Genomic DNA, 15,317 nt, shown 5'->3' on the forward strand with positions numbered 1-15,317 from the left:
CCTGCGACGCCGGCGCCGGCGAGCATGCCGCCGCCCTTGCCGGCCTTGGAAGCGGACTGCTTCAGTTCGGCCTTGGCGAGTTCCACTTCCTGGCGCATCAGCGTGGACAGATCGCGGGTCACCTCACCGAGCAGGTCACCAAGGGAGGTGTTATCCGCCTTCTCATGCGCCGCCGATGGCGGCGTTTCAGGTATTTGACTGCTCATCATGGCCTGCCGGTCTGGCCGTCCGTGGAGCGGTCCCGGGTCAGCGGATCGTTGGCCATGGGGTCATCAGCCAGCTGCCGCTCGCCCAAGGGGTCATCGGCGAGGCGGTTGCCGGACCACGGCTCTTCCACGAGCTGCGGGCTGTCCAGGGCGCTGGCGGGACGCGCGGCGTCGCCATATGCGCTTCCGGGCGTGCCGCCGTCGTATCCTGCCGTGGTGGTGGCCGGGCCGGGGAGCTGAACCGGCGGTGTAGGAATGGTCCCGCCGCCCGCCTGCGCGTAGCCGTCCGCAGTGGTGCCGTACGTGCCGGGGCCGGGGCCGGTGCCATAGCTTGAGGCGGCCCTGTTCGTGGTGGTTTCGGGTGCCCCGGCGCTCAAGCTGCGGGTCAACCGCCCCGCAAGAATGCCCGCGCCGGCCGCCAGGAGGAGGAAGGTTCCGGGACGCTGCCGGGCGAAGCTTTTGACTTCGTCGAGCAATGAACCGGGGTCGCGGACGTCAAGCCAGGAGGCCACGGCCTGGGAACGTTCGGCAGCCTGGCGGACCAGGTCTGAGGCGACGCCGGGCTGGTCGGAGGCCTGTGCCATGGCGTGCAGTTCGTCGGAGACTGACCGGAGGCCGCTGGCAACCTTCTGCTGCTGCGCCCCGGCCTGGTAGGTGAGATCGCTGCGGGCCTGGTAGAGCAGGTCCTTCGCATTCGCCTTGGCCTCTGACGCTACGTTGGCCGCTTCGGTCTTTGCCGTTTGAGCAACGCTCTGTGCCGATTCGGCTGCAGTCCGCGCGACGTCTCCGGCCTCCTCTTTAACAGCATCCTTCCGGGACGTCCCTGAGGAGCTGCCCGGCACCGGAGTTTGTTGCGGTGAGGCTGATGCTGCCGAGGGGAACGTGGTGGCTCTGCGCTCACCTGTGGTCCCTGTTGTGGCCGGGGGAGCCGTGTAATCCGAATCCTCAGGCCATTGGTTCTCTGTCATCTTCGCTCTCTCTTTCCAAAGAAGGCCGGTTGTTGATCAAGAACCAGCAATACTGGCCGTAAAATAGTAAGCATGATTACTAACAGAACGTAAGTACCCTTACTGATAGATTTTCAAACGGGCCGTAACCGCCTGCCGTCTTGGCATCGCAGGACACGGTCACAACGGAGTGGAAAGAGGTGGGTAGCTTTGGACGTTGCACCCTGGGTTTGGATAGTTATTGCGATTGTGGTGGTGGCGCTTATCGTGTTGCTGCTGGTTACCGGACGCCGCCGGCGGGCCTTGCAGGAGAAGCGGGACGAATCGCACCGCGAAAAGGCCGCAGAAATCCGCCAGAAGGCCGAGAACATCGAACTCGACGCCCGTGAAAATGAAGCCCGGGCCACAAGGGCCCGCGCCGATGCTGAGCAGGCCCAGGTCCAAGCGGCACGGCTGAAGCAGGATGCTGACCAGAAAGCTGCCGAGGCACGGTCACTCCGTGAGAACGTGGCCGAGCACACGCGCAAGGCTGACGAGATTGATCCGGACGTGCACTCGGACCGCGGTGGCAGGGCCAGTGAACGGCGGGCCGCCGCCCAGCAGCCGGACGCCGCGGATCGTGACCGAACCGCCGCCAGCGGGAATGAGAATATTCGTGATGATCGTTCAGGCCGTGCTGAAGCTGCCGACGCCGACCGCTCGGAAAGGGCGCCCCGGCGCCACTCGGACGCCGCGGCAGGTCCTGCGGACACTGTTGCCGATGGGCAGGACCGCGAGTCGGGCCGCCCGCGGATGACTGACGAACAGCGGGCACAGATGACCGACGCAGACCGGCGCCGGGCCGAAGCCGAACGGGCTGCCAGGGACAAGCCGGCGTCGGGCATCTAGCCCAAACCGGACGCGCGGCCCGAACTGAGGCAACGCGGTCACAGAAGCAACGCGGGGTCACTTTCCGCCCGATAAAGGCGGCGATTTATCGGGCGGAAAGTGGCCCCGCGTGGTTCGTGTTTGCGGCTGCCTGGACCGCCGCTTCCCGGGAAGGCATTGTTTTATAAGCAAGCTTATGATTTCCTACTGCTAAGTCTTGCCACAGGCTTTCGGATCCAGTCCCGAGGGAGCCACCGACAATGCCAGAGTTCCTTTCTGCGTTCGCCGGCGAAGCTGCACCAGTCCGGTCCGCGCCGTCTGAGGTGCCGCTGGAGGCGTCCCCGCAAGCGTCCCCGCAAGCGTCCCCGCAAGCGTCCCTGGAAGCGCCGCCGGAAGTGCCGCTGGAGGCACTGCCAATGACGCCGGCGCACGGCCGCGGCCGCCTTCGGGAAGCGTTTGAAAACGAACTGGTCCTCGACTATCTGGACCTTGCTGAAGCACTTGCCGCCCGTTTCGAAGCCCGCGGCCGGGAGCGCGCAGATCTGAACCAGGTGGCCTACCTGGGCCTGGTTAAGGCTGCGCGGGGCTTCGATCAGGCAAAGGGAGATAGTTTTCCTGCCTATGCCGCGCCCACCATCACTGGAGAGCTGAAAAGGTACCTGCGGGACCGGAGTTGGATGGTGCGCCCGCCCCGGCACATCCAGGACCTCCGTTCACAGCTGTTTCGCGCCGAGCCCGAGCTGGCCCAGGCCCTCGGAAGAAATCCGAACATCTCCGAACTCGCAGGTCATCTCGGCGTTGACTGCGCCGAGGTCCAGGAAGCCATCAGCGCCTCCAACAGCCTCCACCCGGACTCGCTCGACGCCGTGGATCCGCACAGCGATGCGCCGCCGATCGCGGAGGTCCTCGCTTGCCCGGATGTACCGTTCGAACGTCTGGAGGATCTCACCTGCCTTCGCGAGGCGATGCAGGAACTTGATGCCGCCGACCGCGAACTGCTCTACCGCCGGTACTTCTGCGAAGAGACGCAGGTGGAGCTGGGCAGGCGGCTGGGAATGACCCAGATGCAGGTTTCCCGGCGACTGGCCAAGGTACTCGTAGACCTGCAGCACAAGCTGGCTGACAGCTCTCAGTGTCCTGACTCGAGCTCCGACGCGGCTCTGAGCACATCCTCGACAGAAACGCCGAGCAGGGCGGGGTCCGGGGTGTCTGCAAAGGGATCGCCGCGGCGAAGCCGGTCCCGTGTCAGCACCCGGTGAGGCCCGGGAGGCGGACCCCAGCGCTCCGGGCCTACAGGCCCGAACAAGATGACCGACGGCCGCGCATACGCGGAGGCCAAATGTGCTGCTCCGGTATCTGCCGAAATCACCAGCCGCGAGCCGGCAATGCAGGCGGCAAAGGTCTGCAGGTCCAGCCGGCCTGCCAGAACGGCGGAGCCGGGAACCCCGGCCAGCGCGCAGATTTCAGCGGCCCGGGGACGCTCGCCGGCGCTTCCCGTGAACACCACCTGATGGCCGGTGTCAGACAGCCGCCTGGCCACTTCTGCGAAGCGCTCCGCGGGCCACAGCCTGCTCGGAAAGGCGGCACCCACATGAACCACGGTGGCGTCCGGAAAAGGTGCAGCGGAAGAGGGGCGGCGCAGTGCACAGTCCAGGGGGTCGGCGTCGACTCCGTACCACTGCAACAGGCGCGTCCAGCGCGCCCGCTCGTGCAATTCCTCCACCCACGGGGGCCCAGCCACGCTGCCGCCCATCGGGCCGCCATGAGCCATAAGAAGCCTTGGGCCGGCGGCGCTCAGCAGCTCAGTACTTTGGGGGCCTTTGCCGTGCAGGTTGACGGCGATATCCACGGCTCCCACGCCGTCGGGCAGTGCCGAGAGGCCACCGGTAAGCCCGGACTGGGGCAGCAGCTCGTAGCCGCCCACCAGGTCCAGCGCCGGGGCCAGCCACTGCGGTCCGGCATAAAGCAGCCGGTGGCGCGGGTAGGCGCGGCGGAGGGCGTGGAGAGCGGGAACTGCCACGAGAAGATCGCCGAGGCCGAGGGCCCGGAGCACCAGCAGGACGGGGCGGTCACCCGGATGTTCATCCTGCATGTGGTCCATCGCCCTGCCTTCCGCACTGCCGTGTCAGTGGATTCTATTCCGGGGAATTGCTCCGCGCGCTGTTTAGGAGTTGCAAAGCGAGGGAACTACGTCCGTATGGGAAGCTCCGAAACTCCTCAGCTCAAGGCTGTGCTCTTCGACCGCGATGGAACGTTGGTGGTCGATGTGCCTTACAACGGCGACCCCTCGCTGGTCCGGGCAATGCCTGGCGCCAAGGCAGTACTGGATTTTCTCCGTGCCGGCGGCTACGCCGTGGGCGTCATCACCAACCAGTCAGGCGTAGCCCGGGGGATTCTCACTGCTGAGGACGTGGTCAGTGTCAACGCACGGGTGGAGGAACTCCTGGGACCCTTTGACGTGTGGGAGGTGTGCCTGCACTCGGCGGAGGATGGCTGCCCTTGCCGGAAACCGGCGCCGGGGATGGTGCAGAGCGCGTGCAGTCGCTTGGGAATCCTGGCCTCGGAGGCTGCGCTCGTCGGCGATATCGGCAGTGACGTCCAGGCCGCAGCGGCCGCCGGTGCACGCGGAATCCTGGTGCCTACGCCGGTTACCCGGACCGAGGAGGTTGACGAAGCAAAGCTCGTTGCCCGCGACCTCACCCACGCCATTGACCTGTTGCTGGAGCAGGCATCATGACACCTGTCCTGGTGGCGCGGCTCGATAGCCTTGGTGACGTCCTGCTGGCCGGGCCGGCGGTGCGGGCGGTGGCCAACGGCCGCAAGCAGGACGGAAGCCGGCCCAACCATGTGGTGATGCTGTGCGGACGCCAGGGCGAGGCCGCCGCGTCGATGCTTCCCGGCGTCGCGGAGGTCTACAGCTGGGACAGTCCGTGGATCATGAACCCGGCACCAAAGATGACCGGGCCGCACGCTGACCGGCTGATTGAGTATGTGCGGAACTCCCGGATCACCGAGGCCGTTATCCTGACCTCCTTCCACCAGTCCCCGCTGCCGCTGGCGCTGCTCCTGCGGCTGGCGGGCGTGGAACGGATCAGTGGCGTCTCCACCGATTACGCCGGCTCCCTGCTGGATGTCCGGCTAAGGCCAGGCGAGGACTTTCCGGAGGACCAGCCGGAAGCCGAACGGGCACTGGGTATCGCCAGGGCGGCCGGCTTCCCGCTGCCCCTGGGCGACGACGGCAAACTCAAGGTAAAGCCGGGGCCTCCCGTGAACGATCTGGTGGGTGAGGAACCCTACGTGGTGGTCCACCCCGGAGCCGCGGTCCCGGCCAGGGCGTGGCCACCCCTGCACCATGCCGCCGCCGTCGAACTCCTTGCCGGCGCCGGGTACCGGGTTGTGGTGACCGGCGGCCCGGACGAAACGTCGCTGACGGCCACGGTGGCAGGACCGTCGGCCCTTGACCTGGGCGGGCGCACGGACCTGCGGACCCTGGCCGGAGTGCTCGCCGGAGCTGACGCCGTGGTGGCCGGGAACACCGGGCCAGCCCACCTGGCCGCCGCCGTAGGAACGCCGGTGGCGTGCCTGTTCTCCCCGGTGGTGCCTGCCGTGCGCTGGGCCCCGTACGGCGTCCCCCTTGAGCTCCTTGGCGACCAGGACGCGCCCTGCCGGCTCACCCGGGCAAGGATCTGTCCGGTACCGGGCCACCCGTGCCTGGATTCGGTATCGCCGGAAGATGTGATGCACGCCGTCGAGCGCCTGATCGGGGGCGTCTCCTCGTTCAGCACCCACCTCAGTACGCGCAGGAAGGACCGCAGCCGATGAGAATCCTCCTCTGGCATGTCCACGGGTCATGGACGGACGCCTTCGTCCGGGGCGGTCATGAGTACCTGTTGCCGGTGCTCCCCGAAGGCGGACCGTGGGGGCTCGGCCGCGCCGGAAGGCCGTGGCCGGACTCAGTGCACCAGGTACCGCTGGCGGAGATCGACGCCGGCAGCATTGACGCCGTCGTCCTTCAGCGGCCGGAGGAAATCGAGGCCGTCCAGCTGGCATTGGGGCGGCGTCCCGGCGTCGATCTCCCGGCCGTGTACCTGGAGCACAACACTCCGAAGGGCAACTTTCCCTATACCCGGCACCCGCTGGCCGATCAGGACAGCATTCCGGTGGTGCACGTGACCCATTTCAACAAGCTCGCGTGGGACAACGGTTCGGCACCGGCGCTGGTGATCGAGCACGGCATCCCGGACCCGGGACCGCTCTACACCGGCGAACTGCCCGAGCTCGCCGTGGTGGTCAATGAACCGGTTCGGCGCGGGCGCGTCACCGGAACGGACCTGTTGCCGGCTTTCGCCGCCGTGGCGCCGGTGCACGTGTTCGGGATGAAGACCGAGGGCCTGCTCGCCGCGTCAGGGTTCGAGGGTGCCCGGCTGCATGTCCGGGGGGACCTGAAACCGCGCAAACTGCACCGCGAGCTGGCCCGCTGCCGGGTCTACGTCCACCCCATGCGGTGGACATCGCTGGGACTTTCCCTCCTGGAAGCAATGCATCTCGGCATGCCGGTTGTTGCCCTGGCAACCACTGAAGCACCCCGGGCGGTGCCGCCCGAGGCGGGAGCGGTCTCCGCCGACGTCGGCGAATTGCTCCGGAGCGCTGCCCGCCTTATCGCCAATCCGGAGGAAGCCCGACGCCGGGGCGCGGCGGCCCGGGAGGCGGCCCTCGACCGGTACAGCCTGGCCCGTTTCCTGGCCGACTGGGACACCGTCCTTGCAGACCTGCGGCCCCGGTCCGGGTACTCCCGCAACCACGAGCACTACCCCGAGGCAGAAAAGCAGGCACTCCGATAACCAACGGCTGGAAGAGCAGATCCTTGTTCCGGTGCGAGAGAGGAAGACCCCATGAAGATCTCCATGGTTTCAGAACACGCCAGCCCGCTGGCCGCACTGGGCGGCGTGGACGCGGGCGGCCAGAACGTGCATGTGGCTGCCCTGTCGGAGGCCCTCGCCAGGCGCGGACACACGGTCACCGTCTACACCAGGAAGGACTCGCCGGATCTCCCGCCGCGCGTCAAGGCAGGGCCGCGGCTCGAAGTGGTCCACGTGGAGGCCGGCCCCGTGGGGCATGTGCCCAAGGACGAGCTGCTCCCCTATATGGGGGAACTGGCCGACGGCCTGGCCAACGACTGGGGCCAGCGGCCGCCGGATGTGGTGCATGGCCACTTCTGGATGTCCGGCCTGGCAGCGCTTGACGCTGCGAGGCGCGAAGAGTCGGGCTACCGGATCCCCGTGGTCCAGACGTTCCACGCGCTCGGTACGGTCAAGCGAAGGAACCAGGGAGTCGAGGACACCAGCCCCCTGGAACGGCACTGGCTGGAGCCGCGGGTTGGACGCGCAGCGGACCGGATCATCGCGACCTGCCCGGACGAAGTGTTCGAGCTCAAGGCCATGGACATTGACACCGGCAAGGTATCGATCGCGCCCTGCGGGGTGGATCTGGGCCTCTTCTCCGCCCACGGCCCCGCAGAATCCCGCCCCCGCCGGCACCGCATCCTCTCCGTGGGCAGGCTCGTCCCGCGCAAGGGGGTTGACCTGGTGATCCGCGCACTGCCGCTCCTGGCCGCCGAAGGGTATAACGACGTCGAACTCCTCATAGTGGGCGGCGGCGCCGACCCCGGGGTCCTTGAATCAGATCCGGAAGTGCGCAGGCTTTTGACGCTCGCCAGTGAATTGGGCGTCGCGGACCGGGTGACGCTACGGGGGCAGGTACCCCGCGGGGACATGGCGGCGACCTTCCGGAGCGCAGACGCCGTGGTCTGCACACCCTGGTATGAGCCGTTCGGCATTGTCCCCCTGGAGGCAATGGCCTGCGGCGTCCCCGTGGTGGCGGCCGCGGTCGGAGGACTCCGCGACACCGTAGTGGACCACCGGACAGGGCTCCACGTCCCGCCCCGGGATCCGGAGGCGATCGCCTCCGCGCTGGCCCTTTTGCTGGGTGACCCGGCACTGCGGGCGGGGCTTGGCAGCGCGGGACAACAGCGTGCGCGCTCGCGGTATTCGTGGGACCGCGTGGCCGCTGAAACGGAAAAGGCCTACCAGCTGGCAGTCGCAGGAATGCCTGCCGGCACGGTCCGGATGGAAGGAGCCGCGCTGTGACCGCCGAATTCTCCCTACGCGAGGACGACCTCGAGGCCCTGGACGCCGAGGTGCGCTTCCCGGAAACCCTGCCCGGGCTCGATGCCCTGGACACCTTGGACGGCGCGGCCGCCGAGGCCGTGCAGCTCCACCTGGACAATGTCCTGCCGGCCCTGGATTCGTTGCGTGCCCAGTCTGGCAGGCTGGCCGGGTGGGGTGTTGAACTGGCCAACCGGCTGCTCAGGGGCCAGCGGCTGTTGGCTGCGGGCAACGGCGGCTCAGCAGCCGAGGCCCAGCACCTGACTGCGGAACTGGTGGGCAGGTTCGACGGCGAGCGCGCTCCGTTTTCCGCGATCTCGCTGCATGCGGAAAGCTCTGCGGTGACGGCCATCGCCAACGACTACGGGTTTGAGGAACTGTTCGCCCGGCAGGTCCGTGCCCACGGCCGGTCCGGGGATGTGCTGGTCCTGCTGTCAACGAGCGGTCAAAGCCCCAACCTGCTGCGTGCCGCGGAAACGGCCGCGAAGCTGAACATCACTACCTGGGCGCTCACCGGGCCGGGTCCCAACCCGCTGGCCACCGCGTGTGACGAAGCGGTGGTGATCGATGCCCTCAACGCCAACGCGCAGGAAGGCCACCTGATCGCTTTGCACGCCATCTGCCGGGCGTTCGATCTGGAGGTCGGGCGGCGCGGCTCCGCATACTGGACCCCGGAGTTGGGCGGCCAGTCATGAGAATCGTGGTGGTGGGGGATGTGATCCTGGACGTTGACCTGACCGGGACGGCAACGCGGCTCAGCCCGGACGCCCCTGTACCCGTGGTGGATGTCGCCAATATCCGGCGCCGGGCGGGTGGTGCAGGACTTGTGGCCAGGATGTTGGTGCAGGACGGCTGGCCCGTCACCCTGGTGACGGTACTGGCGGACGACGACGCCGGGCGGCAGCTGGAGGCGGCGCTCGCCGGGGTGCGGCTGGTGGCTGGTCCCAGCGCCTCCCCGACGCCCGTCAAGACCCGCGTTCGGGCGGGAACGCACCCCGTTGTCCGCTTCGACCAGGGCTGCGGCGGGGTGCCCGTCCCGGAGGTGACCCCCGCGATGCTGCGGGCTGTTGAAAAGGCCGGCGCCGTGATTGTGGCGGACTACGGCCGGGGCCTGGCAGCCAACCCCCGGCTGAGGGAACTGCTTGCCGGGCTGGCCGACGACGTCCCGGTGGTGTGGGATCCGCATCCCTCCGGCGCCCTGCCGGTAGCCGGGGTTTCGGTGGTCACACCCAACCTGGCCGAAGCACACCAGGCCGCCGGTTCCAGGGCCTCTGGGCTGTTCGGCTCGGCCGCGGACGGTGCGGCCGAAGTGGCAGGCATACTGCTCGATGAATGGCGCAGCCGCGCTGTCCTGGTGACCACAGGGGAGCGTGGGGCGCTCCTGCTGCGGGACCGGGACCGTACTCCCCGTCCGGTCCCGGCGCCCCGGGTTGAGGCCGGCGATCCCTGCGGTGCCGGGGACAGGCTGGCGGCGAGCCTGGCTGTCCACCTCCTCGGTGGCCGGGACCTTGAGGACGCCTCCGTCCTGGCCGTTCACGAGGCGGCGGATTTCCTGGCAGCCGGCGGGGTGGGTTCACTGCCGGATCCGCCGGCCCACGGGAGGCCACGGCACCGGACGGCCGAACCGCTGCTGCTGGCCCGCCGGGTGCGGGAAAACGGCGGCACGGTGGTGGCCACAGGCGGCTGTTTCGACCTGCTGCACGCCGGGCACGTCAGATCCCTCACTGCAGCGCGGGAGCTGGGGGACTGCCTGATTGTCTGCCTGAACTCCGATGATTCGGTGCGCCGGCTCAAGGGGGACCAGCGCCCCATCATGAACCAGCAGGACAGGGCTGAACTGCTTGCGGCACTCGAGTGCGTGGACGCGGTCCTCATCTTTGAGGAAGACACCCCGGAAGCAGCTCTGGACCGCCTCCGGCCCGATATCTGGGTCAAGGGCGGCGACTACAAGGGTGCCCGGCTGCCAGAAGCGGAGCTGGTGGAGAGCTGGGGCGGCCGCTGCGTTACCGTCCCCTACCAGCCGGCCCGCTCCACCACGGTCCTCGCCGATGCCCTCGCCAAAGTCAGCTAGGCCGCCAGAACCTTCCCGTAAACCCTTCCCTCCATTGAAAGGAACCCCGTGACCACCGAGCTATCAGTGAGCACTGAGCCATCGCAGAAATCCGAATCGTCCGGGCCCGGGCCCGGGCGTGTCCTCGTGACCGGCGGGGCTTCCGGGCTTGGGGCCGCCGTCGTCGAAGCCGTTCTCAAGGCGGGCGGGACGCCCGTGGTCCTGGACCGGGACATCAGCAGCGTCTCCGGCGTCAAGGCCTTTGAGGTCGATGTTGCGGACCGCGTTGCCGTGGAACTGACCGTCCGGGAGGCCGCGGAGTCGCTGGGTGGGCTCGATGCCGTGGTCACGGCAGCCGGAATTGACCGGTGCGGCAAACTGGCGGACGTTGCCGCCGGGGAGTGGGAGAAGGTGATCGGCGTGAACCTGTTCGGCACCGTCTCGGTGGTCCGCGCAGCGTTGCCGTACCTGGTGGCCTCCCACGGCAGGGTGGTCACCGTCGCGTCCACGTTGGGCAAGCGGGCAGTGGCTGATGCGACAGCCTACTGTGCCTCCAAGTTCGGCGTGGTGGGCTTCAGCCACGCTTTGGCGGCCGAGACCGGCGGGGAGATCGGCGTGACTACCATGATCCCCGGCGGCATGAAGACCCGCTTCTTTGACGACAGGACCGAGCAGTACAAGCCGCAGGACGATCTCCGGCTCAACGACCCCGGGAACGTGGCCCAGGCCATCCTGTTTGTGCTGTCCCAGCCAGCGGGCTGCGAGGTTCGCGAGATGCTGATCTGCCATGAGGAGGAGGGCTCCTGGCCGTGACCCGCTACTGTGCCAGCAGGCTCCGCACATCCGAAGTGACCGCGTCTGACCCGATTCCCGCCATCAGGGAATCGTTGTGCGGGCAGCGCGGCGCGGTCCAGCCCACCTGCGTAACGTCGGCGCCGCACGCCGGACAACGCGTCACCCAGGACAGGTGGATCCGGTGCCTGCCCCGCCCGAGTGGGCCTGAGGTAAGGGCGTTTCCGGCCCAGTAGATTCCTACGGTTGGTGTCCCCAGTGCCTGCGCCAGGTGACGCGGACCGCTGTCGTTGGCGAGAACCACGTCTGCCCTGGCCAGCAGCGCTGCCAGTTCGCCCAGTTCCAGCCGGCCGGCCACGTTGATGACAGGCCCCTCGCCGTTCCTTACGTCGTTCCCGGTGGAACGCCCGACGGCGGCACTCACCACGGCGTCCGCCAGCCCCTTTTCGCCGGTGTCACCGATCACCATGACCGTACCGCCGTCGTCGGCCACTGCCCGGGCGACCGCCCCGAAAGCTTCGGCCGGCCATCGGCGGCGCGGGTCACTGGCACCGGGATGGATGACCAGCAGGGGCGCGTCCCCGTGCGGCAGTACCGTGTCCAGCGTGGCGGGCAACTGCGCCACGAACTCCGCCCGCGGGTTCAGCCTGGCTTCCAGCAGCACCGGCTCCGCGCCGGCCAGGCCGGCCACCTCCAGGGCGCGCGACGGTTCGTGCTGGTAGTAGGTGTAGGGAAGTGTCCGTTCCAGCGGCACCGCATCCGGGGTGGCGGACCCCACGGTATGCCGGGCCCCAAGCTGCAGCAGAAACGGGTTGGAAAAGCGGCCGCCACCGTGGAGCTGCACAGCCAGGTCGAAGTGCCGTTCCCGCGCAGTGTTGAAGAAACGTTCGGCGGCGGCGGGATCTTCCTTGCCCGGCCGCACTCCTTCGGCGAACGGCAGGACCATGACGTCGTCCAGCGGAGTGCAGGTGCCGGACACCAGGGCGTCCTGCAGGGGCGTCCCCAGCAACGTCACCGTGGAGCCCGGGTAGGCGGCCTTCAACGCGGAGACGGCTGGAAGGGCAAACATCAGGTCGCCCAGTCCTCCGCCGCGCAACAAGGCGATCCGGGTGATGTCCGGAAACTTGTCCAGCACCGGGCCGACGCCCGGCGTCTCCGCGGTTCCGTTCCCAAAATCCTCCATGCTCCTGCTCCTTCCTTGGGCCTGCTGCCACCCTACGGACGGACGGACCGCCTGGCTACCGCCGTGTAAAGGGCCAATCCCGGGGTACGGGACAGCAAGGAGAAACGCCTAGGGGAGGAATTCCATGGATACGAAAGCCATGCCGATTGCCGCTCAGACAGAATCCAACCACGCCGGGATCGTCATCAAGGATCCGCGGACCGGTGATTTCCTGTGGTCCGTCCCCGAGCCCGAACCGGCGGAGGTGGCCCATGCCGTGAAGGTCGCGCGGAAGGCGGCCGGCGGATGGGCGGCTGTCCCAACCGCCGAACGTGGTTCCCGGCTCCACGCCGCAGCCCGGGCCTTGGACGCTGCCAAAGCCGTCCTGGCAGGCTTGAACGCCAGCGAGACCGGGCGCCCGGAAAGCGAAGCCCTCGCGGGGATCGACGCCGGCGTGTCCACCTTGATCCAATACGCCGAAGTGGGCCCGGTGCACCGGGGGCGCAGCCTCAACGGCAACAGGTTCGCCTCCGACTACACCCTCGCCGAGCCCCGCGGAGTAGCCGTCCTCCTGACGCCCTGGAACGACCCCGTGGCAGTTGCGTGCGGGCTGATCGGCGCGGCGCTCGTTACCGGCAATACGGTAATCCACAAGCCCAGCGAACGGTGCCCGCGGCTTGGCGAGGCGCTGGGTGAGGTGCTGGCGCCCGCGTTCCCGCCCGGCGTGCTGAACACCCTTTCCGGCGGGGCAGGCGTGGGGAAGCTCCTTACCCAGGCAGGGGTGGACGTCATTGCCCACGTCGGGTCCAGCGCAGCCGGGGCGCGCATCGCCGAAGCCGGCCTGCGCAGTGGCGCGCACGTGATCCGCGAAAACGGGGGCAACGACCCGTTGCTGGTGGACCGGGACGTGGACCCCCTCTGGGCGGCGGAGCAGGCGGCCATTGGAGCGTTCAGCAACAGCGGCCAGATCTGCACCTCTGTGGAGCGGATCTACGTCCATGCGGATATTGCCCGGCCATTCTGTGTTGCTCTCGAAGCCGAGGCCGCGCTCCGCAACAGCAAAGGCAGTGTGGCCCCGCTGGTGGACACCCGGATGCGGGACGAAGTCCAGGCGCACGTGGCCCAGGCCCGGGAACTCGGGGCGCACGCGGTGGAGGGCGGGTCCGTGCCCGAGGGGCCCGGTTCGTTCTACCCGGCCACCGTGCTGCTGGATTGCACGGATACCATGCAGGTGATGACCGAGGAGACGTTCGGGCCGGTGGCACCGGTGCAGGTGGTGGCGAGCTTCGAGGAAGGGCTGCGCCAGGCCGCCAGCGGAAAATACGGGCTGGCAGCCACCGTGCTCACCGGAAACATCGCACACGCCCAGCAGGCCATTGCCACCCTTCCGGTGGGAACCGTCAAGATCAACGCCGTGTTCGGTGGCGCCCCGGGAGGTTCTGCGCAGCCCCGTGGCGTGAGCGGCCACGGCTTTGGATATGGGCCGGAACTGCTGGACGAATTCTCCCGCGTCAAAGTGGTCCACCTGGCCGCTCCGCCGCAGCAGGCCGCAGCGGGTGCGTCATGACACCGCGGGACACCGCACGGCGGCAGGACCTCGCCAGCCAGCGTGCCCTGTCCGGCTGGCTTCCCCGCCGCCTGGCTGCCGAACGCCCCGCCATCCTGGTCATCGGCGACGTGATGCTCGACGGCTGGTGGAGCGGCGCCATCGAACGGCTGTGCCGGGAGGCCCCCGCACCGGTGGTGGATATCGCCGCCCGGGAATTTGCCCCGGGAGGCGCGGCCAACACAGCCATGAACCTGGCCGCCCTCGGTGCCAGGGTGGCCGTGGCCGGCATTATCGGGAACGACGACGCCGGGGCGACGCTTCGCCGCATCCTTGAGGATGCCGGGATCGACACCATGCACCTGCACAGCCATCCGGCCATGGTCACCACCACCAAAATCAGGATCAGCAGCGGCGGCCAGGTGATGCTCCGCATTGATGACTCTGCCAGCACCGTCCCGGCCGAGGCGCTGGCTGCGCTGGCAGCCTCGGTTGCCGCCGCCGTCGAACATCAGGACGCGGTGATGGTGTGTGATTACGGAACCGGGGTGTTGGCTGATCCGGTCAAGGCGGCAATCCGCACGGCGCTCGCCGCCGGGGAAACCGCCCCGGAACAGTCAACGCAGACCCGCCCGCTGACCGTGGTGGATGCCCACGATCCCCGGCCCTGGGCAGCGCTGCAGCCGGATCTGGTCACACCCAACGCCCAGGAAGCGGCACGGCTGCTGGACCTGCGCCTTCCGGAGGGTCCAGGCAGGGTGGGCGTGGTGACCAGGCACCGTGATGCGCTCCTTCAGGCCACGGGAGCGCGGGCCGTTGTGGTCACGCTGGACCGGGACGGGACGGTGCTCTTTTCGGGCAACGGCGGCAGCCACCGGACCTGGGCGCGTCCCGCAGCGGAGAAACAGGCGTCCGGCGCCGGCGATACCTTTGTTGCCGCCCTTACCCTGGGCCGATCGGTGGGTTTGCCGCTGACTGCCAGCCTGGATCTGGCACAGGCCGCCGCGGATGTGGTGGTGCATCAGCCGGGCACCTCGGTGTGCAGCACAGCGCAGCTGAGCCGGCACCTGGAGAGCTTTGCGGATACCGCCCTCCCGGCGGACGAACTTGCCCTCCACGTGCAGGCGCACCGGGCCCAGGGCCAACGGATCGTGCTGACCAACGGCTGCTTTGATGTCCTGCACAGCGGCCACACGCGGTACCTGACCCAGGCCAAGCAACTGGGCGACGTTCTGGTGGTGGCGCTGAACAGCGATGACTCCGTCCGGCGGCTCAAAGGGCCCGGCCGGCCCATCAACGGCGAAGCCGATCGCGCTGCCGTGATCGCCGCGCTCAGCTGCGTGGACTACGTGACGGTCTTTGATACCCCTACAGCCAGCCCGCTGATCCAGCAGCTCCAGCCCGAGGTCTATGCCAAGGGCGGGGACTACACCCCGGAGATGCTGGCGGAGACGGACGTGGTGGAAGAATACGGCGGGCGGGTGGCTATTCTCGATTACGTTGCGGAACGGTCAACGTCCGCCGTGGTGCAGCGCATCCAGGCCGGCAAGGGTGCCGCACAGGCAGAGTAGGCTGCCGCACGA

General features: G+C 68.4%; 14 protein-coding genes and 1 pseudogene. 11 read left to right on the forward strand and 4 right to left on the reverse strand.

Annotated elements, in window-relative coordinates:
* Together ACP7AX_RS12985 and ACP7AX_RS12990 are read right to left on the reverse strand one after the other, a co-directional pair.
* Positions 1-206 (reverse strand): phage holin family protein (locus tag ACP7AX_RS12985; protein WP_426226819.1); only part of this gene is annotated, 206 nt, incomplete at its 3' end.
* Positions 206-1,174, reverse strand: coding sequence for a hypothetical protein (locus ACP7AX_RS12990; protein WP_426226821.1), 969 nt, complete (start codon positions 1,172-1,174; stop codon positions 206-208). The genes ACP7AX_RS12985 and ACP7AX_RS12990, both read right to left, overlap by 1 nt.
* Before the next feature lie 189 nt (positions 1,175-1,363).
* Between ACP7AX_RS12990 and ACP7AX_RS12995 the strand changes: the two genes are divergently transcribed.
* Together ACP7AX_RS12995 and ACP7AX_RS13000 are read left to right on the forward strand one after the other, a co-directional pair.
* Positions 1,364-2,041 (forward strand): hypothetical protein, encoded by a 678-nt coding sequence (locus ACP7AX_RS12995; RefSeq protein WP_426226823.1) that lies wholly within the window; start codon positions 1,364-1,366, stop codon positions 2,039-2,041.
* Between the two features lie 395 nt (positions 2,042-2,436).
* Positions 2,437-3,078: pseudogene (locus ACP7AX_RS13000) on the forward strand (sigma-70 family RNA polymerase sigma factor); the annotation flags it as partial.
* Positions 3,079-3,149: 71 nt separating this feature from the next.
* On the opposite strand, the gene ACP7AX_RS13005 reads toward ACP7AX_RS13000, so the two are convergent.
* A complete protein-coding gene (locus ACP7AX_RS13005) occupies positions 3,150-4,121 on the reverse strand; it encodes a glycosyltransferase family 9 protein (protein WP_426226825.1) in 972 nt (323 codons plus the stop codon).
* Between the two features lie 96 nt (positions 4,122-4,217).
* Between ACP7AX_RS13005 and ACP7AX_RS13010 the strand changes: the two genes are divergently transcribed.
* From ACP7AX_RS13010 to ACP7AX_RS13040, 7 genes are all read left to right on the forward strand, one after another.
* Complete coding sequence (locus tag ACP7AX_RS13010; RefSeq protein ID WP_426226827.1) at positions 4,218-4,757, forward strand: D-glycero-alpha-D-manno-heptose-1,7-bisphosphate 7-phosphatase; 540 nt, start codon at positions 4,218-4,220, stop codon at positions 4,755-4,757.
* Positions 4,754-5,842: a glycosyltransferase family 9 protein gene (locus tag ACP7AX_RS13015; protein ID WP_426226830.1), complete on the forward strand. Its 1,089-nt coding sequence runs from the start codon at positions 4,754-4,756 to the stop codon at positions 5,840-5,842. Before ACP7AX_RS13010 ends, ACP7AX_RS13015 begins: the two co-directional genes overlap by 4 nt.
* On the forward strand, positions 5,839-6,861 hold the full coding sequence (locus tag ACP7AX_RS13020; protein WP_426226831.1) for a glycosyltransferase: 1,023 nt from the start codon (positions 5,839-5,841) through the stop codon (positions 6,859-6,861). Before ACP7AX_RS13015 ends, ACP7AX_RS13020 begins: the two co-directional genes overlap by 4 nt.
* A gap of 51 nt (positions 6,862-6,912) precedes the next feature.
* Positions 6,913-8,166 carry a glycosyltransferase gene (locus ACP7AX_RS13025; protein WP_426226833.1) on the forward strand — a complete coding sequence of 418 codons (1,254 nt, stop codon included), beginning with the start codon at positions 6,913-6,915 and terminating at the stop codon, positions 8,164-8,166.
* Positions 8,163-8,879 carry a D-sedoheptulose-7-phosphate isomerase gene (locus ACP7AX_RS13030; RefSeq protein WP_426226835.1) on the forward strand — a complete coding sequence of 239 codons (717 nt, stop codon included), beginning with the start codon at positions 8,163-8,165 and terminating at the stop codon, positions 8,877-8,879. The genes ACP7AX_RS13025 and ACP7AX_RS13030 overlap by 4 nt, the downstream gene beginning before the upstream one ends.
* Positions 8,876-10,255: a D-glycero-beta-D-manno-heptose 1-phosphate adenylyltransferase gene (rfaE2, locus tag ACP7AX_RS13035; RefSeq protein WP_426226837.1), complete on the forward strand. Its 1,380-nt coding sequence runs from the start codon at positions 8,876-8,878 to the stop codon at positions 10,253-10,255. Before ACP7AX_RS13030 ends, rfaE2 (ACP7AX_RS13035) begins: the two co-directional genes overlap by 4 nt.
* Before the next feature lie 66 nt (positions 10,256-10,321).
* Positions 10,322-11,047, forward strand: a complete 726-nt coding sequence (locus ACP7AX_RS13040; protein WP_426227045.1) for an SDR family oxidoreductase — start codon at positions 10,322-10,324, stop codon at positions 11,045-11,047.
* 4 nt (positions 11,048-11,051) lie between these two features.
* On the opposite strand, the gene ACP7AX_RS13045 is transcribed toward ACP7AX_RS13040, so the two are convergent.
* Positions 11,052-12,209: a glycosyltransferase family 9 protein gene (locus ACP7AX_RS13045; RefSeq protein WP_426226839.1), complete on the reverse strand. Its 1,158-nt coding sequence runs from the start codon at positions 12,207-12,209 to the stop codon at positions 11,052-11,054.
* Between the two features lie 124 nt (positions 12,210-12,333).
* On the opposite strand from ACP7AX_RS13045, the gene ACP7AX_RS13050 reads away from it, so the two are divergent.
* On the forward strand, positions 12,334-13,755 hold the full coding sequence (locus tag ACP7AX_RS13050; RefSeq protein WP_426226841.1) for an aldehyde dehydrogenase family protein: 1,422 nt from the start codon (positions 12,334-12,336) through the stop codon (positions 13,753-13,755).
* On the forward strand, positions 13,752-15,305 hold the full coding sequence (gene rfaE2, locus ACP7AX_RS13055; RefSeq protein WP_426226843.1) for a D-glycero-beta-D-manno-heptose 1-phosphate adenylyltransferase: 1,554 nt from the start codon (positions 13,752-13,754) through the stop codon (positions 15,303-15,305). Before ACP7AX_RS13050 ends, rfaE2 (ACP7AX_RS13055) begins: the two co-directional genes overlap by 4 nt.
* Positions 15,306-15,317 lie beyond the last annotated feature (12 nt).

Origin of the sequence: Pseudarthrobacter sp. DSP2-3-2b1 (assembly GCF_049895945.1) — a bacterium.
Classification (GTDB): domain Bacteria; phylum Actinomycetota; class Actinomycetes; order Actinomycetales; family Micrococcaceae; genus Arthrobacter.

Bases quoted from the DNA above. Each gene is read 5' to 3' on its own strand.
- ACP7AX_RS13020 (WP_426226831.1), top strand. From the start codon at position 5,839: ATGAGAATCCTCCTCTGGCATGTCCACGGGTCATGGACGGACGCCTTC.
- ACP7AX_RS13045 (WP_426226839.1), bottom strand. From the start codon at position 12,209: ATGGAGGATTTTGGGAACGGAACCGCGGAGACGCCGGGCGTCGGCCCG.
- rfaE2 (WP_426226843.1), top strand. From the start codon at position 13,752: ATGACACCGCGGGACACCGCACGGCGGCAGGACCTCGCCAGCCAGCGT.
- ACP7AX_RS12990 (WP_426226821.1), bottom strand. From the start codon at position 1,174: ATGACAGAGAACCAATGGCCTGAGGATTCGGATTACACGGCTCCCCCG.
- ACP7AX_RS13005 (WP_426226825.1), bottom strand. From the start codon at position 4,121: ATGGACCACATGCAGGATGAACATCCGGGTGACCGCCCCGTCCTGCTG.
- ACP7AX_RS13050 (WP_426226841.1), top strand. From the start codon at position 12,334: ATGGATACGAAAGCCATGCCGATTGCCGCTCAGACAGAATCCAACCAC.
- ACP7AX_RS13010 (WP_426226827.1), top strand. From the start codon at position 4,218: ATGGGAAGCTCCGAAACTCCTCAGCTCAAGGCTGTGCTCTTCGACCGC.
- ACP7AX_RS13025 (WP_426226833.1), top strand. From the start codon at position 6,913: ATGAAGATCTCCATGGTTTCAGAACACGCCAGCCCGCTGGCCGCACTG.
- rfaE2 (WP_426226837.1), top strand. From the start codon at position 8,876: ATGAGAATCGTGGTGGTGGGGGATGTGATCCTGGACGTTGACCTGACC.
- ACP7AX_RS13015 (WP_426226830.1), top strand. From the start codon at position 4,754: ATGACACCTGTCCTGGTGGCGCGGCTCGATAGCCTTGGTGACGTCCTG.